Origin of the sequence: Streptomyces sp. IBSBF 3136 (genome assembly GCF_036815105.1) — a bacterium.
Classification (GTDB): domain Bacteria; phylum Actinomycetota; class Actinomycetes; order Streptomycetales; family Streptomycetaceae; genus Streptomyces.
The window spans coordinates 1-21,184 of sequence record NZ_JAJSZC010000047.1 but is presented as its reverse complement, the minus strand read 5'-3'; the positions used below and the strand labels follow the sequence as shown (position 1 = coordinate 21,184).

Annotated in this window: 22 protein-coding genes; 9 read left to right on the top strand and 13 right to left on the bottom strand. The window is 72.0% G+C overall.

The annotated features are described in order from the left end of the window. Nucleotides 1-107: 107 nt before the first annotated feature. Entirely contained in the window at nucleotides 108-947 is an 840-nt protein-coding gene (locus V7E45_RS13060) for an ABC transporter permease (protein WP_333774291.1), read from the bottom strand. Next, on the bottom strand, nucleotides 944-1,936 hold the full coding sequence (locus V7E45_RS13055) for an ABC transporter ATP-binding protein (protein ID WP_333774290.1): 993 nt from the start codon (nucleotides 1,934-1,936) through the stop codon (nucleotides 944-946). The genes V7E45_RS13060 and V7E45_RS13055 overlap by 4 nt, the downstream gene beginning before the upstream one ends. Nucleotides 1,937-2,329: 393 nt before the next feature. Between V7E45_RS13055 and V7E45_RS13050 the strand changes: the two genes are divergently transcribed. After that, the gene (locus V7E45_RS13050) at nucleotides 2,330-2,608 is read left to right on the top strand and encodes a hypothetical protein (protein ID WP_333774289.1); all 279 of its coding nucleotides are present in this window, start codon (nucleotides 2,330-2,332) and stop codon (nucleotides 2,606-2,608) included. A 98-nt stretch (nucleotides 2,609-2,706) separates the two neighbouring features. Further along, on the top strand, nucleotides 2,707-4,542 hold the full coding sequence (locus tag V7E45_RS13045; protein ID WP_333774288.1) for a phosphatidylglycerol lysyltransferase domain-containing protein: 1,836 nt from the start codon (nucleotides 2,707-2,709) through the stop codon (nucleotides 4,540-4,542). Between the two features lie 39 nt (nucleotides 4,543-4,581). On the opposite strand, the gene V7E45_RS13040 is transcribed toward V7E45_RS13045, so the two are convergent. The 5 genes from V7E45_RS13040 to V7E45_RS13020 form a co-directional block, all read right to left on the bottom strand. Then, a complete protein-coding gene (locus V7E45_RS13040) occupies nucleotides 4,582-6,027 on the bottom strand; it encodes a sensor histidine kinase (protein ID WP_333774287.1) in 1,446 nt (481 codons plus the stop codon). 3 nt (nucleotides 6,028-6,030) lie between these two features. Continuing rightward, nucleotides 6,031-6,762: a response regulator transcription factor gene (locus V7E45_RS13035; RefSeq protein WP_333774286.1), complete on the bottom strand. Its 732-nt coding sequence runs from the start codon at nucleotides 6,760-6,762 to the stop codon at nucleotides 6,031-6,033. A gap of 117 nt (nucleotides 6,763-6,879) precedes the next feature. After that, complete coding sequence (locus V7E45_RS13030) at nucleotides 6,880-7,491, bottom strand: CE1759 family FMN reductase (RefSeq protein ID WP_333774285.1); 612 nt, start codon at nucleotides 7,489-7,491, stop codon at nucleotides 6,880-6,882. Next, a complete protein-coding gene (locus V7E45_RS13025; RefSeq protein WP_333774284.1) occupies nucleotides 7,488-8,573 on the bottom strand; it encodes an LLM class flavin-dependent oxidoreductase in 1,086 nt (361 codons plus the stop codon). Before V7E45_RS13025 ends, V7E45_RS13030 begins: the two co-directional genes overlap by 4 nt. Before the next feature lie 84 nt (nucleotides 8,574-8,657). Beyond that, a complete protein-coding gene (locus V7E45_RS13020; protein ID WP_333774283.1) occupies nucleotides 8,658-9,548 on the bottom strand; it encodes an NADP-dependent oxidoreductase in 891 nt (296 codons plus the stop codon). Nucleotides 9,549-9,681: 133 nt separating this feature from the next. Between V7E45_RS13020 and V7E45_RS13015 the strand changes: the two genes are divergently transcribed. Next, complete coding sequence (locus V7E45_RS13015; RefSeq protein WP_333774282.1) at nucleotides 9,682-10,101, top strand: winged helix-turn-helix transcriptional regulator; 420 nt, start codon at nucleotides 9,682-9,684, stop codon at nucleotides 10,099-10,101. Here the strand turns inward: V7E45_RS13015 and V7E45_RS13010 are convergent. Next, on the bottom strand, nucleotides 10,098-10,601 hold the full coding sequence (locus V7E45_RS13010) for a MarR family winged helix-turn-helix transcriptional regulator (RefSeq protein WP_333774281.1): 504 nt from the start codon (nucleotides 10,599-10,601) through the stop codon (nucleotides 10,098-10,100). The genes V7E45_RS13015 and V7E45_RS13010 overlap by 4 nt on opposite strands. Before the next feature lie 99 nt (nucleotides 10,602-10,700). Between V7E45_RS13010 and V7E45_RS13005 the strand changes: the two genes are divergently transcribed. After that, complete coding sequence (locus tag V7E45_RS13005; RefSeq protein ID WP_333774280.1) at nucleotides 10,701-11,039, top strand: YnfA family protein; 339 nt, start codon at nucleotides 10,701-10,703, stop codon at nucleotides 11,037-11,039. A 70-nt stretch (nucleotides 11,040-11,109) separates the two neighbouring features. Then, the gene (locus V7E45_RS13000) at nucleotides 11,110-11,886 is read left to right on the top strand and encodes an SDR family NAD(P)-dependent oxidoreductase (protein ID WP_333774279.1); all 777 of its coding nucleotides are present in this window, start codon (nucleotides 11,110-11,112) and stop codon (nucleotides 11,884-11,886) included. Nucleotides 11,887-11,924: 38 nt separating this feature from the next. Here the strand turns inward: V7E45_RS13000 and V7E45_RS12995 are convergent, their stop codons facing one another. From V7E45_RS12995 to V7E45_RS12985, 3 genes are all read right to left on the bottom strand, one after another. Continuing rightward, entirely contained in the window at nucleotides 11,925-12,239 is a 315-nt protein-coding gene (locus V7E45_RS12995; protein ID WP_333774278.1) for a hypothetical protein, read from the bottom strand. After that, nucleotides 12,227-12,502: a hypothetical protein gene (locus V7E45_RS12990; protein WP_317444738.1), complete on the bottom strand. Its 276-nt coding sequence runs from the start codon at nucleotides 12,500-12,502 to the stop codon at nucleotides 12,227-12,229. Before V7E45_RS12990 ends, V7E45_RS12995 begins: the two co-directional genes overlap by 13 nt. Nucleotides 12,503-12,621: 119 nt before the next feature. Further along, nucleotides 12,622-13,815, bottom strand: coding sequence for an RtcB family protein (locus tag V7E45_RS12985; protein WP_333774277.1), 1,194 nt, complete (start codon nucleotides 13,813-13,815; stop codon nucleotides 12,622-12,624). A gap of 226 nt (nucleotides 13,816-14,041) precedes the next feature. Between V7E45_RS12985 and V7E45_RS12980 the strand changes: the two genes are divergently transcribed. The 3 genes from V7E45_RS12980 to V7E45_RS12970 all read left to right on the top strand — a co-directional run bounded on the left by V7E45_RS12980 (nucleotide 14,042) and on the right by V7E45_RS12970 (nucleotide 17,356). Further along, complete coding sequence (locus V7E45_RS12980) at nucleotides 14,042-14,947, top strand: DUF3558 domain-containing protein (protein WP_333774276.1); 906 nt, start codon at nucleotides 14,042-14,044, stop codon at nucleotides 14,945-14,947. Nucleotides 14,948-15,073: 126 nt separating this feature from the next. Next, nucleotides 15,074-15,994 carry a DUF3558 domain-containing protein gene (locus V7E45_RS12975; protein WP_333774275.1) on the top strand — a complete coding sequence of 307 codons (921 nt, stop codon included), beginning with the start codon at nucleotides 15,074-15,076 and terminating at the stop codon, nucleotides 15,992-15,994. 99 nt (nucleotides 15,995-16,093) lie between these two features. After that, the gene (locus tag V7E45_RS12970) at nucleotides 16,094-17,356 is read left to right on the top strand and encodes a DUF2637 domain-containing protein (RefSeq protein WP_333774274.1); all 1,263 of its coding nucleotides are present in this window, start codon (nucleotides 16,094-16,096) and stop codon (nucleotides 17,354-17,356) included. Nucleotides 17,357-17,429: 73 nt separating this feature from the next. On the opposite strand, the gene lysS is transcribed toward V7E45_RS12970, so the two are convergent. Then, entirely contained in the window at nucleotides 17,430-19,169 is a 1,740-nt protein-coding gene (gene lysS, locus V7E45_RS12965) for a lysine--tRNA ligase (protein ID WP_333774273.1), read from the bottom strand. A gap of 143 nt (nucleotides 19,170-19,312) precedes the next feature. On the opposite strand from lysS, the gene argS reads away from it, so the two are divergent. Next, complete coding sequence (argS, locus tag V7E45_RS12960; protein ID WP_333774272.1) at nucleotides 19,313-21,082, top strand: arginine--tRNA ligase; 1,770 nt, start codon at nucleotides 19,313-19,315, stop codon at nucleotides 21,080-21,082. Here argS and V7E45_RS12955 read toward each other — a convergent pair. Further along, on the bottom strand, nucleotides 21,018-21,184 hold a 167-nt coding region (locus V7E45_RS12955; RefSeq protein ID WP_333774337.1), incomplete at its 5' end, for an ATP-binding protein. The two genes, argS and V7E45_RS12955, sit on opposite strands and share 65 nt — an antisense overlap.

Here is a 21,184-nt window from a genome sequence, read left to right as displayed (position 1 = left end):
CCCGTCGCTCGCGACGGTGGGGCGGGGAGCCGGGTCGTTTCCGGGACGTCCTGGCGTACACGACCGGGATCGGCCGGCACCGTTGCGGGCCTGCCGCCCCCCGGAGGTCAGGCGTCGTTGTGGAGCAGCCGGTACGCCGCTCCGCCCAGGGCGAGGGCCGTCCAGCCGAGGAAGACCAGGAGGCCGGTGCCCGGGGAGAGGGTGGTGGCGTCCTGGGTCAGGGCGAACATCGCCCGGCCGGAACTACTCGGCAGGTAGGGGCTGATGGCGTCCTGCCAGGAGCTGGGCAGCAGGGACATCAGGCCGGGGACCAGCATCAGCGTGGCGACCAGCACGGAGATGCCGCCCGCCACCGACCGCAGCAGCCCGCCCAGGGCGATGCCGATCACGCCGACGAGGCCGAGGTAGAGCCCGGCGCCCAGCAGGCTGCGGACGACCCCCGCGTGGCCGAGCCCCATCGCGGCGGGCGTGCCGGCCAGGATCCGGCTGCCGACCAGGAAGGCGACGCAGGCCCCCACGGTGCCGACGACCAGAGCGACCAGCCCGTACACGGCCGACTTGGACCACAGGACGGGCAGCCGGCGCGGTACGGCGGCCAGGGTGGAGCGGATGGTGCCGCTGGAGTACTCCCCGGCCATGACCAGCACGCCGAGGACGCCCAGGGCGAGCTGGGCGAAGTTGGCGCCGAAGAGGGACAGGCTGACGGCGGTGGACCGGGCGAAGTCCTGGTCCATGCGGGGGGAGCCGACCAGCGACTTGTAACGGCTGGCGGCGATCAGCCCGAAGACGACGAGGAACAGCAGGCCGAGGCCGAGGGTGATCCAGGTCGAGCGCAGCGTCCAGAGCTTGGCCCACTCGGAGGCCAGCACCCGGCGTCCGGTCACGCGGTACTCGGGCCGGGGGGACGCGGTGCGGGGTTTCTCGGCGGTCGCGGTGAGGGTGCTCATGCCGTCCTCCCGGCGGTCTCGGCGGTCTCGCGGATGTCCGGGAGCTCCGGAAGCCCGGTGGAGCCGGGGATCCCGCCGCCGCCCGTCGAACCGTGGTACTCCACGGCGTCCCGGGTCAGGTCCATGAATGCCTCCTCCAGGGAGACGGTGCGCGGGGTCAGCTCGAACAGCGGGATCCCGTGCTCGGCCGCCTTCCGCCCGATCTCGCGCGCGCTCAGGCCGGTCACCTGAAGCTCCTCGGAACCGGCCCGGCCGGTGACGTCGACGCCCGGGCCGGCGAGCACGTCGCGCAGCCGGGCGGGGTCCTCGGTGGCCACCTTCACCGTGTCGCCGCCCGCCTCACGGACCAGGTCGGACACGGTGGTGTCGGCCAGCAGCCGTCCCCGGCCCACCACGATCAGGTGATCCGCGACCAGCGCCACCTCGCCCATCAGATGGGAGGAGACGAACACGGTGCGGCCCTCGGCCGCCAGCGAGGTCAGCAGGCGGCGGATCCAGAGCACGCCCTCCGGGTCGAGGCCGTTGACCGGCTCGTCGAGCATCACCGTCTGCGGGTCGCCCAGCAGGGCGGCGGCGATGCCGAGCCGCTGGCCCATGCCGAGGGAGAAGGAGCCGGCCCGCTTCCGTGCCACGCTGCCGAGACCGGCCAGCTCGATCACCTCGTCGACCCGGCGGCGCGGGATGCCGTGGGTGAGCGCGAGCGCCCTGAGGTGGTGGTAGGCCGAGCGGCCCGGGTGGACGGACTTCGCCTCCAGGAGCGCGCCGACCTCCTGGAGCGGCGCGCGGTGGCGGGCGTAGTGGTGGCCGTTGACGGTGACGGTGCCGCCCGTCGGCGCGTCGAGTCCGACGATCATCCGCATCGTCGTGGACTTGCCCGCGCCGTTGGGCCCGAGGAAGCCGGTCACGGTGCCCGGCTTCACCACGAAGTCCAGCCCGTCCACGGCCGTCTTCTCCCCGTACCTCTTCGTCAGCTGTCGTGCGTCGATCATGGGCGCTCTCTCTGTCGGACCGGGCGTCCGTCGCGTCTGACGCCTCACCCGTAACGCTATGGCCGTATTCGCCCCGATTTCGCAGTGTGGGGCCCGATGCACGCCCAAGCGGGTGGTCCTTGCCGCTCCGCGCGGCCCGAAGCCGAGCCGGCGTAGCCCGGCCGTCGTTCGGCGGACTCCCCGGGGGCGAGTGCCCGCTCGTCCACACCCGCGGCACCGCGCGCCGGACGCCGGACCGGCCCAGCGCGCCGTGCGCGCGCCGCGTTCGCGCCCTCGGCCATCATGGAGCGGCCCCGCCGGCGCGGGCCGAGGGGGCGGCCGGCCCTGCCGCGACCCTACGTGATGTAGGTTCCCAACCGGCAACGGCCACATGTCGGTTATCCGGGGGAGACCATGCAGGAGACACAAGCGGAGCCAGGTCCGGCGGCACAGGTCGACGTGCGCGGGCTCGCCCCGACGCTGACCGTGCTGGTCATCAGCCTGGTCGTGGCCGCCGTCGGGGTGTACGAGCTGTGCGGTTTCGGGCTGCACAGCCTCGACCGGCGCCCGCACCTGTTCAGCGACGGCCTGGCGACCGGCGGAGTGATCGTCGCCGCGGTGGCGGCCGGGGCCGCGGTGGGCAACCTGGCATGGACACTGGCGGCGGCCCGACGCGACCGGGACGCGGGATGAGACCCTGTGCACCGGATGTGCGGGCGGCCCCGCCCGCGCTACCCTACAAGCTGTAGGGTCAGTGTCGCCCCGTCCCCTCCCCCAAGGTGCCCGTCACCATGCCCGCACGCCAGTCGAGCCCGATCCCTCCTCAGGTACCCGCTCAGCGCAGTCCACGGCCCGGCATCCCCTTCCTGCCGGCCGGCGGCGACCGGCTCAGAAAGCGGGCGGCCTCGGCCACCGTCTGGTACCTGCGGCTGCAGGTCGTGTTCAACGTCGCCGCGGTCCTCTCGCTGCCCTTCCGCGAGGAGGTGCACGAGCACAACGCGGGTGACTTCTTCACCCCGTACCTGGCCACCGCCGGCCTGGTGTCGGCCGCGCTGGCCCTGTTCCTCGCGGTGGTGATGCGCCGCCGCAAGCGCGCCGCGTGGGTCTTCAACCTGATCCTGGCCGGCCCCCTGTTCTGCCTCTACGTCGCCGCCCTCACCCGCGACCCCTACCAGGACCACGTCTTCAACTGGCTCTCGACCGCCCTGACCGGGCTGTTCGTGGCCGCCCTGCTGATCGGCCGGCGTGAGTTCGACGCCATCGGCGACCGCTCCAACCCGCGCCTCGCCCTCGCCGTGGGCACGGCCGGGGCCCTGGTCAGCGCCTCGATCGGCACCCTGCTGGTGCACGCGACCAACACGCGGCCGGGCGCCGCCCTCAAGGACGAGATCGCCTACACGCTGCTGCGCGGCGTCAGCGTCGGCCCGCTCGCCGACCGGGTCGACGCCGTGCACGCGCCCCGCTGGGCGGACGTCATCGTCAACGTGCTGATCGCAGCCACCTTCCTCCTGGTGCTGTACGCCTGCTTCCGCGCCCCGCGCGGCGAGTGCCTGCTCGCTCCCGACGACGAGCGCAGGCTGCGGGAGCTGCTGGACCGGCACGGCGACCGCGACTCCCTCGGCTACTTCGCGCTGCGCCGCGACAAGGCCGTCATGTTCTCCCCCAGCGGCAAGGCCGCCGTCACCTACCGGGTCGTCGGCGGCGTCAGCCTGGCCTCCGGCGACCCCATCGGCGATCCCGAGGCGTGGCCCGGCGCCATCGACGCCTGGCTCGCCGAGGCCCGCAGGCACGCCTGGGCCCCGGCCGTCATGGGCGCGAGCGAGGAGGCGGGCACCGTCTACGCCCGGCACGGTCTCGACGCCCTGGAACTGGGCGACGAGGCGATCGTGGACCTGTCCGACTTCACCCTGGAGGGCCGGGCCATGCGCGTCGTCCGCCAGGCCCACAACCGCGTGCGCCGGGCCGGCTACACCGTCCGCATCCGCCGCCACGAGGACATCCCGGACGAGGAGATGGCCCTGCTCGTCGACCGCGCCGACCGGTGGCGCGACGGCGCCACCGAGCGCGGCTTCTCCATGGCCCTGGGCCGGCTCGGCGACCCGGCCGACGGCCGCTGCGTGATGCTGGAGTGCCGGGACGCCGAGGGCGTGCCCCGCGCCCTGCTCAGCTTCGTGCCCTGGGGCGAGGCCGGGCTCTCCCTTGACCTGATGCGCCGCGACCGGGACGGCGAGAACGGCCTGATGGAGTACATGGTCGTGGAACTGCTGCTGCGCGCCGAGGAGCTGGGGGTGCGCCGGGTGTCGCTGAACTTCGCGATGTTCCGCTCGGTCTTCGAGCGGGGTTCCCGGCTGGGCGCGGGCCCGGTCCTGCGCCTGTGGCGCTCGGTGCTCACCTTCTTCTCACGCTGGTGGCAGATCGAGTCGCTGTACCGCGCGAACGCCAAGTACCGCCCGGTCTGGGAACCGCGCTTCCTGCTCTTCGCCAAGAGCAGCGACATCCCGCGGATCGGCCTGGCCAGCGCCCGGGCGGAGGGCTTCCTGGCCCCGCCGAGCCTGCCGGCCCTCGCCCGCCGCAGGCAGCCGTCCTGCGCGCAACCGGCAGCCACCGAGCCCTCCGGGACGCACTGACCTCGCCGGCCGGGGACGCCCCTCAGCCCGCTCCGCGCCTCAGCCCGCTCCGCGCCCGGCGCCGCTCCCGCCGCCGACGATCCCGCCGCCCACGGTGAACCCGATGACCGCGCCGCCGCCCTCGCGGCGGAAGGCGAACGGGGCTCCGCCGTGGGCCATGGCGACCTCACGGACGATGGACAGACCGAGGCCCGAGCCGGGCAGGGACCGCGCGTCGGCGGCGCGGTAGAAGCGGTCGAAGATGCGGATCAGGTCGCCCTCGGCGATGCCGGGGCCGCGGTCGAGCACCTCGACCCGCACGGTGCCCGGCCGGGCCGGACCGGTGATGTTGATCTCGATGGGGGACGTGCCGTCGCGGTCGAACTTCGCCGCGTTCTCCACGAGGTTGGAGATGGCCCGTTGCAGCATCCCGGGCCGCCCGTCGGTGCGCGTGTCGCCGCTCACCCGCAGCACGACCTCCCGGCCGGTGCGGCGCTTGGCCAGCCCCAGCACGTCCTCGGCGATGTCCGCGAGGTCCACCTGCTGCGGCGGCTCGCTGTCGGACTGCCCGGCGGCGAGGTCGACCAGCTCGTTGACCAGGTCGGTCAGCTCGCGCGCCTCCTGGCTGAGGTCGGCGACGAGGTCCTCCCGGGTCGCCGGGGGGAGCTCGTCGATCCGGCGCAGCAGCGAGATGTTCGTCCGCAGCGAGGTCAGCGGGGTGCGCAGCTCGTGCCCGGCGTCCTGGACCAGCCGTCGCTGGTCCTCCTCCGACTGGGCGAGCCGGCCCAGCATCCGGTCGAAGGCGCGGCCGAGCCGGCCCACCTCGTCCAGGCCGGTGACGGGCACCTCGATGCCGAGCTGCCGGGTGCGGGCGACGTCCTCGGCGGCGGAGGTGAGGACCACCAGGCGCCGGGTGATCCGGCGGGCCAGCCACCACCCGAAGAGTCCGGCGGCGACCACGACCGCCGACATCAGGATCAGCGTGCGCTGCTGGAGCGCCCGCAGCAGGTCCTCGGTGTCGCTGAACTCCTGGGCGACCTGCACCGCGCCCTTGCCGTCGCCGAGCGAGACGGTGGCGATGCGGAACAGGTCGTCGCCGACCCGGACGTCCTTGTGCTGGACCAGCCGGCCGGCCGCCCCGGCGGAGGCCACGGCCCGGTCCCGGGCGGTGACGGGCAGCACCGGGCTGCCGTGGTCGACGATCTGTCCCCGTGCCCCGAGCACCTGCACGTCGGTCCGGGCCGGGCGGACCACGTCGTGGCCCGGGCGGGAGGAGGAGAAGTCCTCGGGGACCATCTCGTGCTGCCGGACCTCGTCCCGCACGTCCTGCACCACCTGCGTGAACACCGACTGCTGGTCGACCCGGACCAGGCGGGCGGCGGAGCCGTAGGACAGGATGCCGACGAGGATGGTCACGGCGGCGGTGACGGCCGCGAAGGACACCGCGAAGGTCGTGCGCAGCGAGACCAGCCGGGGCCGCGGCCCGGCCGGCGGCCTTCGGCGCATGGGCTAGTCCTCCCGCAGCACGTAGCCCACGCCCCGCACGGTGTGGATCAGCTGCGGCGCGCCGGGCTCGTCGAGCTTGCGGCGCAGGTAGCCGACGTACACGGCGAGGTTCTTCGAGCCGGGGCCGAAGTCGTAGCCCCAGATGCGGTCGTAGATGGTGGAATGGTCGAGGACGATCCCGGCGTTGCGCACCAGCAGTTCCAGCAGCTCGAACTCGGTGCGGGTCAGTTCCAGCTCACGCCGGTCCCGCCAGGCCCGGCGGGCCTGGAGGTCCATCCGGATGCCCGCGGCCTCCACCTGCCGGTCGGAGGTCTGCGCCTCCCGGCCGGGCTCGGCGCCGGTGCCCGTGCCGCCGCCCGCCGGTGTCGGACTGGTGCGCCGCAGCAGGGCCCGCAGCCGTGCGAAGACCTCCTCGACGTCGAACGGCTTGACGACGTAGTCGTCGGCGCCTGCGTCCAGGCCCGCGATGCGGTCGGCGGTCTCCACCAGCGCCGTCAGCATGAGGATCGGTGTGCGGTCGCCCTCGGCCCGCAGCACCCGGCAGACCTGGAGCCCGTCGATGCCGGGCATCATCACGTCGAGGACCAGGACGTCCGGCGGGGTCTTGTGTGCCTGCGCCAGCGCTTCCACGCCGTCGGCGACCGCCGTCACCGCGTAGCCCTCCAGCGTCAGGGCACGCTCGAGGGCATGGCGGATGGCACGGTCGTCTTCGGCGAGCAGCACAGTCTGGGACACGTGCCCAGTCTGCCAAGGCATGTGCCGGTTCGGTCGGGCCGAGCGGGCCTACCATCACCCTTTTTACCCGCCTCTCACCGTGACGGGGGCAACCACGAGGAGTGACCTGCCCTCTCCTCACCCGGCGCTCAGTGCCGCCAGCCGCTCGGCGAAGGGCACCACGACGGGCTCCTCGGGCTCCACCGGCGCGGCCGGCGTCACCGGCACCGCCGGCCGGGCGGCCGACGGCATCAGCGAGGCCAGTTCCCCGGCCGCCCGCTCGACCCGCTCGGGAAGCCCCTCCGCGCCCCAGTCCTCGGAGGCCGCGTAGACGGCGGTGGGCACCACCACGGCCCGCAGGTAGGCGAACAGCGGTCGCAGCGCGTGCTCCAGGACCAGCGAGTGCCGGGCCGTGCCCCCGGTGGCGGCGACCAGCACCGGCTTCCCGGCCAGCGCGTCCTTGTCGAGGACGTCGAAGAACGACTTGAACAGCCCGCTGTAGGAGGCGCTGAACACGGGTGTGACCACGATCAGCCCGTCGGCCCCCGCCACCGCCTCCTGGGCGGCGGCGAGGTTCTTGCCGGCGAAACCGTTGGTGAAGTTGTGCGCGATCTCGACCGCGAGGTCGCGCAGTTCGATCACCTGGGTGTCGACCGGTGTGTGCCGGTCCACGGCGGCGGCCAGCCGGTCGCCCAGCAGCCGGGTGGAGGACGGGGCGCTCAGCCCCGCCGAGACGACGACGAGCTTCATACGGTGGTCACCTCCTGGGCGGCCTTGAGGGAAGCGTGGGTGGGCGCCTCCGGCACGTTCGCCGGACGGCCGTTCGCGAACTCCTTGCGCAGCACCGGCACGACCTCCTCGCCCAGCATGTCGAGCTGCTCCAGCACGGTCTTCAGCGGCAGTCCCGCGTGGTCCATCAGGAAGAGCTGGCGCTGGTAGTCGCCGGCGTAGTCCCGGGAGGCCAGGGTCCGCTCGATCACCTGCTGCGGGGAGCCGACGGTCAGCGGGGTCTGCTCGGTGAAGTCCTCCAGCGAGGGCCCGTGCCCGTAGACCGGCGCGTTGTCGAAGTACGGCCGGAACTCGCGCACGGCGTCCTGGGAGTTCTTCCGCATGAACACCTGGCCGCCGAGTCCGACGATCGCCTGCTCGGGCGTGCCGTGGCCGTAGTGCGCGAACCGCTTCCGGTAGAACTCGACCATCCGCTTGGTGTGGTCGGCGGGCCAGAAGATGTGGTTGTGGAAGAAGCCGTCACCGTAGTACGCGGCCTGCTCGGCGATCTCCGGGGAGCGGATCGAGCCGTGCCAGACGAACGGCGGTACGCCGTCCATCGGCCGCGGGGTGGAGGTGAAGCCCTGCAGCGGCGTGCGGAACTTGCCCTCCCAGTCGACGACGTCCTCGCGCCACAGGCGGCGCAGCAGGGCGTAGTTCTCGATGGCGAGGTTGATGCCCTCGCGGATGTCCTGGCCGAACCACGGGTACACCGGCCCGGTGTTGCCGCGGCCCATCATGAGGTCGACCCGTCCGTCCGCCAGGTGCTGGAGCATCGCGTAGTCCTCCGCGATCTTCACCGGGTCGTTGGTGGTGATCAGGGTGGTGGACGTGGAGAGGATCAGGTTCTCCGTCCGCGCGGCTATGTACCCGAGCATCGTGGTCGGGGACGACGGCACGAACGGCGGGTTGTGGTGCTCGCCGGTGGCGAAGACGTCGAGCCCGACCTCCTCGGCCTTCAGCGCGATGGCGACCATGGCCTTGATCCGCTCGCGCTCGGTCGGCGTACGCCCCGTGGTGGGGTCCGGCGTGACGTCGCCGACCGTGAAGATCCCGAACTGCATGGTCACCCTCCAGGTTGTTGACGGTTCAACTATACCCCTGGAACCGACCTCCCACCCGGGCTATTCCCCCGGCCCGCCACGCCCCTACGGCACCAGCACCAGCCGCCCGCGCACGCCGCCCTCCGCCAGCCGGGCGTGCGCCTTCGCGGACTCGGCCAGCGGATAGGTCTCGGCCACCCGGAGGCTCAGCACCCCCGCGTCCACCAGCCCGGCCAGCTCCGCCAGCCGCACCCCGTCGGGCCGCACCGACACCGCCGTGGTCCGCACCCCGCGCACCTCGGCGGGCTGCCCGCCGGGCCGGGCGCTGACGAACGCTCCCCCGTCGCGCACCCACTCCAGCGCCGGCTCGCCGAGCATCGCCGCGTCCAGCACCGCGTCCACGCTCCCGGGCGCCACCCCGCCGGCCGTGAAGGACGTGGCCCCCAGCGACCGCACCAGCCCCTCGTCGGCCGCCCGGGCGTGCCCGGTCACCGCGATCCCCCGGTGCGCGGCGAGCTGCACCGCGAACCCGCCGACCGCGCCCGCGGCGCCGGTCACCAGCAGCGAGGAGCCCGCGGGCAGGTCCAGCAGGTCCAGGGCCTGCGCGGCGGTCAGCCCGTTCAGCGGCAGGGTGCCCGCGTGCACCGCGTCCACCGTGGCGGGCGCCCCGGCCACCGCGTCCGCGTCCACGACCACGTACTCGGCGTGCGCGCCCAGCGGATCGGTCACCCCCGGCACCAGCGCGACGACCTCTTCGCCCACCCGTCGGCCGGCGCCCGCGCCCACCGCGTCCACCGTTCCGGCGACGTCCCAGCCCAGCCCGATCGCCCCGCCGGTCCCGCCGAAGAGGCCGGCCCGGACGGCCAGGTCCACCGGGTTCAGCGCACCGGCCGCCACCTTGATCCGCACCTGCCGCGCCCCCGGCTCCGGCACCGCCACCTCGGCGATCTCCACGGCCTCCGGACCGCCGAACGTCGTCACCACAGCAGCACGCATGTCAACTCTCCTACGGGAAAAGGGATTTGTGCCTTCGCGGCGCTTTCTTCGCCGCACGGACAACCCTAGGGAGAGGTACTATCCATCGGTAAGTAGTTACCTGAGAGTGCGTAGGTGCCTCGGAGGAGAGCCCATGGCGACGATGACCGCGGCCCAGCGGCGCGAACAGGCCCGTAACGACTACGACGCCTTCCTGCGCGACTGCCCGACCAACCAGCTCCTCGGCCGGCTCAGCGACAAGTGGGTCGGCCTCGTCGTCGCCGCGCTGGTCCCGGGCCCCATGCGCTACAGCGACATCGGCCGCAGGATCGCCGGCGTCAGCCCCAAGATGCTCACCCAGACCCTGCGCGCCCTGGAGCGGGACGGCATCGTCAGCCGCACGGTCACCCCGTCCGTCCCGGTCCGGGTCGACTACGAGCTCACCCCGCTCGGCCGCAGCCTGGGCGGCCTGCTCACCGCGGTGAAGGACTGGGCGGAGACCCACTTCGACGACGTACGGGCGGCCCGCGAACGGTACGACGACGAGAACGCGAACGCCGCCGACCTCGCCTAGGGTCCGTCCGGATCGGGCGCCTGGGCCGGCCGCGCCCGCAGCCGGGCGATCTGCTCCCCGCCGAACTCGACCGTCCGCTCCATGTGCCGCACGATGACCGCCAGTTCCGTGTCGTCCAGGTCGTCGAAGATCCGCGACCAGTCACCGGCCAGCGTGTCCCACATCCGCCCGAACTCGGCGATCCGCTCCGGTACGGTCACCACCAGCACCCGCCGCCGGTCCACCTCGTCCCGCCGCCGCACCACGTAACCCGCCCGCTCCAGGCGGTCCACCAACCGGGTCGCCGACCCCGTCGTCAGCCCCGTCAGCTCCGCGACCCGGCCCGTGGTGACCGGCCCCTCCTCCAGCGTCAGCAGGTTCAGGCACTGCAGATCGGTGGGGTGCAGCCCGATCCGGTCGGCCACGGCCTGGTTGAACAGCGCGTACGACGCCATGTACCGCCGGGACACCACGGCCAGCTCCGCCAGCAGCCCGGACCGCCCGGTACCGTTCCCGGCCATGCCGCACTCCCCTTCGTCCGAGTGAAGCAGCGATCGTACGACGCTCCCGCCCCCCGGGACCGGCCCCGGGCCCGTGTCCCCGCGTGCGAAGCTGCCCGTATGCCCATCCTGCGCTCCGCCGCCCTCTTCGTCGTCGCCGCGCTCTTCGAGATCGGCGGTGCCTGGCTGATCTGGCAGGGCGTGCGCGAGCACCGGGGCTGGCTGTGGATCACCGGCGGGGTCGTCGCCCTCGGCGCCTACGGCTTCGTGGCCACCTTCCAGCCGGACGCCCACTTCGGCCGCATCCTCGCCGCCTACGGTGGGATCTTCGTGGCCGGCTCGATCCTGTGGGGCATGGTCGCCGACGGCTACCGCCCCGACCGCTGGGACGTCACCGGAGCGCTGATCTGCCTCGCCGGCATGGCGGTGATCATGTGGGCGCCGAGGAACGGCGCCTGACCCTCGCCTAGGCTGGACGGAGCGCCGACCGCAGAGGTTTCCGCCTCTCCCCTCTTCCCCAGGAGCAGCCATGGCCACCGCCGCCCCGTCCGCCGCCTCCCGCATCGCCGTCGTCACGGGTGCGAGCAGCGGCATCGGCGCCGCGACGGCCCGCCGGCTCGCCGCTGCCGGGTACCGCGTCGTGCTCACCGCCCGCCGCAAGGACCGCATCGAGGCCCTGGCCGAGGAGCTGACCGCGGCCGGCCACTCGGCGACCGCCTACCAGCTCGACGTGACGGACCGGGCGGCGGTGGACGAGTTCGCGACGGCCTTCAAGTCGATCGGCGTCCTGGTCAACAACGCCGGCGGAGCCCTCGGCGCGGACCCCGTGGCCACGGGCGACCCGGCCGACTGGCGCACGATGTACGAGACGAACGTCATCGGCACGCTGAACGTCACCCAGGCGCTGCTGCCCAAGCTGGAGGCGAGCGGCGACGGGGTGGTCGTGGTGGTGTCCTCCACCGCGGGCCTCGGCACCTACGAGGGCGGCGCGGGCTACGTGGCCGCCAAGCACGGCGAGCACGTGCTCGCCGAGACCCTCCGTCTGGAGATCGTCGGCCGGCCGGTCCGGGTGATCGAGATCGCGCCGGGCATGGTCAAGACGGACGAGTTCGCGCTGACCCGCTTCGGCGGCGACACCGAGAAGGCCGAGAAGGTCTACGCGGGCGTGGCCGAGCCGCTCACCGCCGACGACGTCGCCGAGACCATCGCCTGGACGGTCACCCGCCCCAGCCACGTCAACGTGGACCTGCTCGTCCTGCGCCCGCGCGCCCAGGCGTCCAACACGAAGGTGCACCGGGAGCTGTGACGCCGACCCGCGCCGTCCGGCAGGCCGGGTAGGGCCGCTCAGCGCGTCCGGCAGCCGGGATCGTCGACGATGACGGCGTTGGCGGGGACGATCTCGGGGTCGTCCTCGTCGTCGCTCACCCACTTCGTCGTCGCGTACGCCCGTCCGCCGTCACCCACGCACTTGGTGGCGAGGTTCCCGAAGCCGTCCGGGAAGTTGTACACCTCGGCCGGGGAGTCCTCCCCGGCCCGGCCCGCCACCGGTGCGTCGGCCTTGCCCCGCTCGTCGTAGTGCTTCTCGGAGCAGCCCGGGACGGCGAGCAGGACGAGCGCGGCCAGTGCCGCCCCGAGCGGGCCCCGGCTCAGCCGGTGCACGCCTTGTCCTCCACGATCTGGACGTTGGACGGGCCGCTGGCGTTGGTCGTCACATAGGCCCGGAAGCCGTGGCCCACGCACTTGGTGGCCAGGTTCCCGAAGCCGTCGGGCATGTTGAACACCTCGGCCGGGGTGTCGTCGCCGGCCCGGCCCCGCACCGGGGCGTCCCCCTTGCCCCGCTTGTCGTTGTAGCTGTCGGAGCAACCGGTGAGCAGGCTGCCCCCGGCCAGCAGGAGCACGGCCGCCCACGTCCCGGCAGCCACACGCGTACGCTTCGTCAACCCGGCCCCCGTAGCGAGAAGTTGAATGGCACAGCGGTAGACAGCACGGCGGGCCGGAACGGTTCCGGCCCGCCGTGCGGGAGATGGCGCGGGGTCGTGCGTCAGCCCTTCACGCAGACGACCTGCTTCAGCTTCGCCACGACCTCCACCAGGTCCCGCTGCTGGTCGATGACCTGGTCGATGGACTTGTACGCGCCCGGGATCTCGTCCACGACGCCGGAGTCCTTGCGGCACTCCACGCCCCGCGTCTGGTCCTCCAGGTCCTTCGTGGAGAAGCGCCGCTTGGCCGCGTTCCGGCTCATGCGCCGGCCCGCGCCGTGCGAGGCGGAGTTGAAGGACGCGTCGTTGCCGAGACCCTTCACGATGTACGAACCGGTGCCCATCGAGCCCGGGATGATCCCGTACTCGCCGGAGCCGGCCCGGATCGCGCCCTTGCGGGTCACGAGCAGGTCCATCCCCTCGTAGCGCTCCTCCGCCACGTAGTTGTGGTGGCAGGAGATCTCCGGCTCGAAGGTCGGCCGGGCCTTCTTGAACTCCTTGCGGATCACGTCCTTCAGGAGCGCCATCATGAGCGTGCGGTTGTGCTTGGCGTACTCCTGCGCCCAGAACAGGTCGTTGCGGTAGGCCGCCATCTGCGGGGTGTCCGAGACGAAGACGGCGAGGTCGCGGTCGACCAGGCCCTGGTTGTGCGGGAGCTTCTGGGCCACGCCGATGTGGTGCTCGGCGAGTTCCTTGCCGATGTTGCGGGAGCCGGAGTGCAGCATCAGCCAGACGGAGCCGTCCGTGTCGGTGCACACCTCGATGAAGTGGTTACCGCTGCCGAGCGTCCCCATCTGCTTCGTGGCGCGCTCCTGACGGAACTTGACCGCTTCCGCGACCCCGTCGAACCGCCCCCAGAAGTCGTCCCACCCGGAGGTGGCCAGGCCGTGGAACCCACCCGGCTCGACGGGGTCCTCGTGCATGCCCCGGCCCACCGGAATCGCCTGCTCGATCTTCGAGCGCAGCCGGGACAGGTCCCCGGGCAGGTCGTTCGCCGTCAGCGAGGTCCGCACCGCGGACATGCCGCAGCCGATGTCCACGCCCACCGCGGCCGGGCACACCGCGCCGCGCATCGCGATGACCGAGCCGACCGTCGCACCCTTCCCGTAGTGCACGTCCGGCATCACCGCCAGGCCCTTGATCCAGGGCAGGGTGGCCACGTTCTGGAGCTGGCGCAGGGCCACGTCCTCGACCGACGCGGGGTCGGTCCACATCCGGATCGGGACCTTCGCGCCCGGCATCTCCACGTACGACATGTCTTCCTCATTCCCCCGAGAACAGTGACAAAAAGATTACAAAAGGCTTAAAAGCAACAAAATGCAAAACCGGTGCCGAAGTCGACTGAAAAGGACAAGGGAACGGCATCCACGGCGGTGCGTGCGATACACATTGTCTCCAGGGGTCGCCCCACCCCGGCAAGCGAATAACCAGCGGGGACACTGGAGCGCCGAACGAGCGCAGACCGTCGAGAGGAGCCCGACCGTGCAGCGGAAGGCGTACGTAACCGGCACCGCCGCCCTCCTCGCGGCACTGCTGGCCGGCTGCACGAGCGGTTCCGGGAGCGGCGGTCGGACGGACGACGCCAACCCGGACGACGCCGGCACCACGACGGTGGCCGCCCAGCCCGGCAAGTACCGCAGCCTGCCCGAGCCCTGCGGCGCCGTGGACCACGACACCCTCGACGCCATGCTGCCCGGCATCAGGCAGCTCACCGACCCCGACCAGCGGGACAAGGCGTACCAGGGCGAGGCCACGCTCACCTACAACACCGAACGCAAGGTGGGCTGCCACTGGAAGGTGGAGTCCAGCGACGCCACCGACCGCCTCTCGGTCGACTTCGAGCGCGTGGTGTCGTACGACAACGCGGTCAGCGACGACGACCAGGCGCGGAATCTGTTCCAGGGCATGGAGACGGCCGCCGATCTGCCCGAGCCGAGCGCCTCCACCTCCGCCGACGCGACCACATCGCCCGACTCGCCTGATTCTTCTAGTTCTTCTGCTTCTTCCGGTTCCTCCGGTTCCGACCCCTCGGCCGCGGGCGCCACGACCACGCCGACCCCCAAGGCCACCGCGAGCGGCGGGACTCCGGCCTCCCCGGACGGCTCCGGGGCTCCGTCGGACTCCCCCTCGGGCACCGCCACGGCCGATCTCCAGCCCCGCGTGCTGACCGATCTCGGTGACGAGGCGTATCTGAACGACGAGCTGAACACCTCCGGTTCGACAGCCGAACAGCGGACCGTGACTGTGGTGTTCCGCACGTCCAACGTCGTCGTCACCCTCGAGTACGAGGAGCAGCCGACGGTCGGCGGAGCGGTCCCCGACAGCAAGGAAATGCAGGACAGGGCCCGTGATCTGGCCTCTCAACTGGCCGACGCGCTCAACGGTTGAGGGCCCCGGGCCGCCGTGCCCGCCGGACCCGCGAAGGGCGCGAACGGAAACCGCACAGCTCCTTCACCGCGTACGGTGGCCCCGCAGGAACCCGCACGAACACCGAGCGTCATGAGTGAAGGAACCATGCAGCGAGCAGCCCAGCGAGACGTCCTTGCCCAGCCTCACCAGCGAGCCAAGCGCCTTCGCCGTGCCCTTGTCTGCGCGGCGGCCGTTCCCGCGGTGCTGATCACCGCGGCCTGCTCCTCGGATTCCGGCGACTCCCAGGACAAGGGCGGCGCCGGCGCGCAGCAGACCCCGAGCGGCACCGCGTCGAAGCAGCCGTCGGCGAGCGCCTCCCCGACCGTGCAGGCGGCCGCCTACCGCAAGCTTCCGGAGCCGTGCCACGCGCTGGCGAAGAAGACCCTGACCGATCTGGTGCCCAAGGGCGCGAGCTCGGGCAAGGAGGGCACGTCCGATGACACGGCGACCCGCTCCTCCTGCTCCTGGAGCAGCCTGGACAACAACGGCGTCAAGGGCTCCCAGTTCCGCTGGCTGAACGTCTCCCTGCTGCGCTTCGACTCGGACACCGACCGCGGCCCGGGCGACAAGCAGGCGCACGCGTACTTCACCCAGCAGGTCGGCGACGCGCAGAGCGTGTCCGGGGCCAAGAACACCAAGGCCCAGCCGGTCGCGGGCACGGGCACCGAGGCGACCCTGGTGCGCTACGACCTGAAGAAGAAGGAAGGCGCGTTCAAGCAGCAGACGGTGGTCGCCCGGGTCGAGAACGTGGTCGTCACGCTCGACTACAACGGCGCCGGTCTCGCCGGCGAGAAGACCCCGAGCTCCGACGACCTGGCCAAGGCGGCGGAGAAGGCCGTGAAGGAGGTCGTGGCGGCCGTCACGGCGGCCAACGGCCAAGGTTCCGGAGGCAGTTCGTCCACCAAGCCCTCCACCTCGCCCTCGAAGCAGGGGTCGAAGACGGCGTCCAAGTCCCCGTCGGCCCCGGCGTCGAAGTCCGCCTCTTCCAGCGCGTCCCCCTCGAAGTCGGCCGCGAAGAAGAGCTGACCGGCCACACGTGCGCCGCACACGTGTGCCACTCTGTTGCGCGCAACAACAGGCAAGTGGAGGGGAGTGCGAGTGGCCGCGCCACTTCAGCTGACTCGGATGCACCGCGTTCTCATCGGCGTGGTCGTGTCAGGGGCCATGATCATCGCCGGGATCGGCTTCGCCGGTTCCTACGCGGCGGTCCGCGAACTGGCGATCAAGAAGGGCTTCGGGAACTTCGCCTATGTGTTCCCGGTCGGCATCGACGCGGGCATCTGTGTCCTGCTCGCCCTTGATCTGCTGCTGACCTGGATCCGCATCCCCTTCCCGCTCCTGCGGCAGACGGCCTGGCTGCTGACGGCGGCCACGATCGCCTTCAACGGTGCCGCCGCCTGGCCGGACCCGCTGGGCGTGGGCATGCACGCGGTGATCCCGGTCCTGTTCGTGGTCGCCGTCGAGGCGGCCCGGCACGCCATCGGCCGGATCGCGGACATCACGGCCGACAAGCACATGGAGGGCGTCCGCCTCACCCGCTGGCTGCTCTCCCCGGTCCCCACCTTCCTGCTCTGGCGCCGGATGAAGCTGTGGGAGCTGCGCTCCTACGACCAGGTGATCAAGCTGGAGCAGGAGCGTCTGGTCTACCAGGCCCGGCTGCACGCCCGGTTCGGCCGCGCCTGGCGCCGCAAGGCCCCGGTGGAGTCCCTGATGCCGCTGCGGCTGGCGCGCTACGGCGTCCCGCTGGCCGAGACGGCCCCTGCGGGCCTGGCGGCGGCCGGCATCGAGCCGGCGGTGATCCCCGCGCAGCGGCAGCCCGAGCTCGCCCCCGCCGGGGACCGGGGCGGCTCGACCGCCGCGGCCGCCCGGGCGGCCGAGCCCGTGCCGGCGGCGACGCGGGCGCACGCGGGCGTGGCGGCGGCGCCCCACGCCGGGCAGTACGCCGAGCCTCCCGTGGACGACGAGCAGAGCCCCTGGTTCCAGACCCCGCGCGAGGTGGACTACCACGGCGGCTACGACCCGACCTACGAACCGCCGCCGGACCCCCAGTACCTGCCGGAGGAGCAGTACGAGGACTGGTACGAGGAGCAGCCGCCGGAGCAGTTCCAGCAGCCCTCCCCGGAGGAGACCGGCAGCTTCCCCATCCCGGTGGGCCCGAACCGCACCCGGGAGCTGGGCGAGGGCGGCGGCCCGCCGGAGCCCGACGAGGAGGCCTACTACCAGGTCTTCCGGCAGTCGATCGACGGCAGCTACCCGACGCCCCGTGTGCTCGGTGACAACATCCAGGCGACGTTCGGCACCGCGCTGAGCCCCGGCGCCCTGAAGACCCTGGTGGACCGGTTCCAGCAGCGCCACTCGGCGGAACTGGAAGAGGACCACATCGCCTGACGACGTGCGTGACACATGCGAGGAGGGGGCGCCCGGTGACACCGGGCGCCCCCTCCTCGTACGACGCGGCCTGTTACTCGCCGAGCAGCGTGCGCACCCGGTCCTGCCCGACCGCCAGCAGCAGCGTGGGCAGCCGCGGACCGGTGTCCCGGCCGACCAGCAGGTGGTACAGCAGGGCGAAGAAGGTCCGCTGGGCCGTCTTGATCTCCGGCGGCAGCTCCTTCGGCGTGGCGTCGGCCGGGAACCCGGCCTGCACCTTGGGCACGCCGTACACGAGGTGGGTCAGCCCGTCCAGGGACCAGTGCTCGGCGAGCCCGTCGGCGAGCAGGCGCACGGACTGCTGGGACGCCTCGTCGAGGGACTTCAGCAGCTCGGCGTCGGGCTCGTCACGCACGATCGTCCGCTGGTCGGCGGGGACGTGCGTGTTGATCCACGCCTCGGCCTTGTCGTAACGCGGCCGGACCTCGTCGAGCGAGCCCAGGGGCTGCTCCGGGTCCAGCTCGCCGAGGATGCGCAGGGCCTGGTCCTCGTGCCCGGCGGTGATGTCGGCGACGGACGCGAGCGTGCGGTACGGCAGCGGCCGCGCGGTCTTCGGCAGCTCACCGGCGGCCGTGCCGACGGCACGGCTGTGGGCCGCCACGTCGGCCGGCAGCGCGGAGCCGTCGGCGACCTTGCCCGCCAGCTTGTCCCACTCGTCGTAGAGCCGCTGGATCTCCTGGTCGAAGGCGATCTTGAACGACTGGTTGGGTCGGCGGCGGGCGTAGAGCCAGCGCAGCAGCTGCGGCTCCATGATCTGCAGCGCGTCGGCCGGGGTGGGCACACCGCCGCGCGAGGACGACATCTTCGCCATCCCGGAGATGCCGACGAAGGCGTACATCGGGCCGATGGGCTGCTCGCCGCCGAAGATGCCGACGATCTGGCCGCCGACCTGGAAGGAGGAGCCCGGCGACGAGTGGTCGACACCGGACGGCTCGAAGATCACGCCCTCGTACGCCCACCGCATCGGCCAGTCGACCTTCCAGACCAGCTTGCCGCGGTTGAACTCGCTCAGCCGGACCGTCTCGGCGAAGCCGCACGCGGTGCACGTGTAGGCCAGCTCGGTGGTGTCGTCGTCGTACGAGGTGACGGTCGTCAGGTCCTTGCCGCAGTTGCCGCAGTACGGCTTGTACGGGAAGTACCCGGCCGAGCCGGAGCTGCCGTCGTCCTCGGCCGCTGCGCCCGAGCCCTCCTCGGCCTCCAGCTCGGCCTCGTCGAGGGCCTTCTGCTGCTGCTTCTTCGGCGCCTTCTTCGTGCGGTACTGCGCGAGGATCGCGTCGATGTCGCCGCGGTGCTTCATGGCGTGCAGGATCTGCTCGCGGTACGTGCCGGACGTGTACTGCTCCGTCTGGCTGATCCCGTCGAACTCCACGCCCAGTTCGGCCAGCGACTCGACCATCGCGGCCTTGAAGTGCTCGGCCCAGTTCGCGTACGCGGAACCCTTCGGCGCCGGCACCGAGGTGAGCGGCTTGCCGATGTGCTCGGCCCAGGACTCGTCGACACCCGCGACGCCGGCCGGCACCTTGCGGTAGCGGTCGTAGTCGTCCCACGAGATCAGGTGCCGGACCTCGCGGCCGCGGCGGCGGATCTCGTCGGCGACCAGGTGCGGGGTCATCACCTCGCGCAGGTTGCCCAGGTGGATCGGGCCCGACGGGGAGAGACCGGACGCGACGACGACCGGTTTGCCCGGGGCACGGCGCTCCGACTCTTCGATGACCTCATCCGCGAAACGGGAGACCCAGTCGGTGGTCTCGGTGCTCTGAGCCACGATCGGCACGTCCTCTTGATTCTCGAGCAGTGGGGAGTCGTTCTGGCACTCCCATACTCCCAGACGGCCCCGCGACCGAGAAAACGGCTTTACCCCCCATGGGATACTGGACGGGTCTATCCATCCCCACGAGGAGAACGGCACCCCTACCTATGGCCTCGGTCACGTCCCTCAGCGACTCCGTCCACCAGCACCTCGCGTCCGCCCTCACGGCCACCCTGCCGGAGGCCGCCGGTTCGGACCCGCTGCTGCGACGAAGCGACCGGGCCGACTTCCAGGCCAACGGCATCCTGGCGCTCGCCAAGAAGGCGAAGGCCAACCCCCGGGAGCTGGCGGTCCAGGTCGTCTCCCAGGTGGCCACGGGTGACGTGATCGCGGACGTCGAGGTCTCCGGGCCCGGCTTCCTGAACATCACCATCGCGGACCGGGCGATCACCGAGAACCTGGCCGCGCGGTACACCGACGAGTCGGGCCGGCTCGGCGTGCCGCACGCCGAGCACGCGGGCACCACGGTGATCGACTACGCGCAGCCCAACGTGGCGAAGGAGATGCACGTCGGCCACCTGCGCTCGGCGGTCATCGGCGACGCGGTCGTGCAGATCCTGGAGTTCACCGGCGAGCAGGTGGTCCGGCGTCACCACATCGGCGACTGGGGCACCCAGTTCGGCATGCTCATCCAGTACCTGGACGAGCACCCGCACGAGCTGGACCACAAGGCGGCCCAGGTCACCGGCGAGGAGGCGATGTCGAACCTCGACCGCCTCTACAAGGCGGCGCGCAAGCTGTTCGACTCGGACGAGGAGTTCAAGACCAGGGCCCGGCGCCGGGTGGTCGACCTCCAGGCCGGGGAGCCGAAGACGCTCGCCACGTGGCAGAAGTTCGTGGACGAGTCGAAGATCTACTTCTTCTCCGTCTTCGAGAAGCTGGACATGGAGGTGCGCGACGCCGACATCGTCGGCGAGTCCGGCTACAACGACATGCTGGCCGAGACCTGCCGCCTGCTGGAGGAGTCCGGCGTCGCGGTCCGCTCCGAGGGCGCCCTCTGCGTCTTCTTCGAGGACGTCAAGGGCCCGGACGGCAAGCCGGTCCCGCTGATCGTGCAGAAGTCGGACGGCGGTTACGGCTACGCGGCCACCGACCTGTCCGCGATCCGCGACCGCGTCTTCACCCTGAAGGCGAACTCGATCGTGTACGTGGTCGACGCCCGCCAGTCCCTGCACTTCAAGATGGTCTTCGAGACCGCCCGCAGGGCCGGCTGGCTGGGCGACGACGTCAAGGCGTTCCAGCTCGCCTTCGGCACGGTCCTCGGCAAGGACGGCAAGCCGTTCAAGACCCGTGAGGGCGAGACGGTCAAGCTGGAGGACCTGCTGGACGAGGCCGTCGAGCGGGCCACCGCGGTGGTCCGGGAGAAGGCCGAGAAGGTGGGCCTGACGGAGCGGGAGATCGTCGAGAACGGCCGCTACGTCGGCGTCGGCGCGGTCAAGTACGCCGACCTGTCCACCTCCGCCGTCCGGGACTACAAGTTCGACCTGGACCAGATGGTCTCGCTCAACGGCGACACGAGCGTGTACCTCCAGTACGCCTACGCCCGTATCCAGTCCATCCTCCGCAAGGCCGGCGAGGCCCGCCCCGCCGCCCACCCGGAGCTGGCGCTGGCCCCGGCGGAGCGCGCGCTGGGCCTGCACCTGGACCGCTTCGCCGAGACCGTGCTCGAGGTGGCGTCGTCCTACGAGCCGCACAAGCTGGCCGCGTACCTGTACCAGCTCGCGACGCTGCTGACGTCCTTCTACGACCAGTGCCCGGTCCTGAAGGCCGAGACGCCGGAGCAGGTGGAGAACCGCCTGTTCCTGGTCGACCTCACCGCGCGCACGCTGCACCGGGGCATGGCGCTGCTGGGCATCCGCACGCCCGAGAAGCTCTGACGGCGAACTCGCACCAGACGAGCTTGCCGGGGGCGCGCTGACCCACGCCCCACCGGTCGGCGAGGGACGCGACCAGCAGCAGCCCCCGCCCGCCCTCCTCAT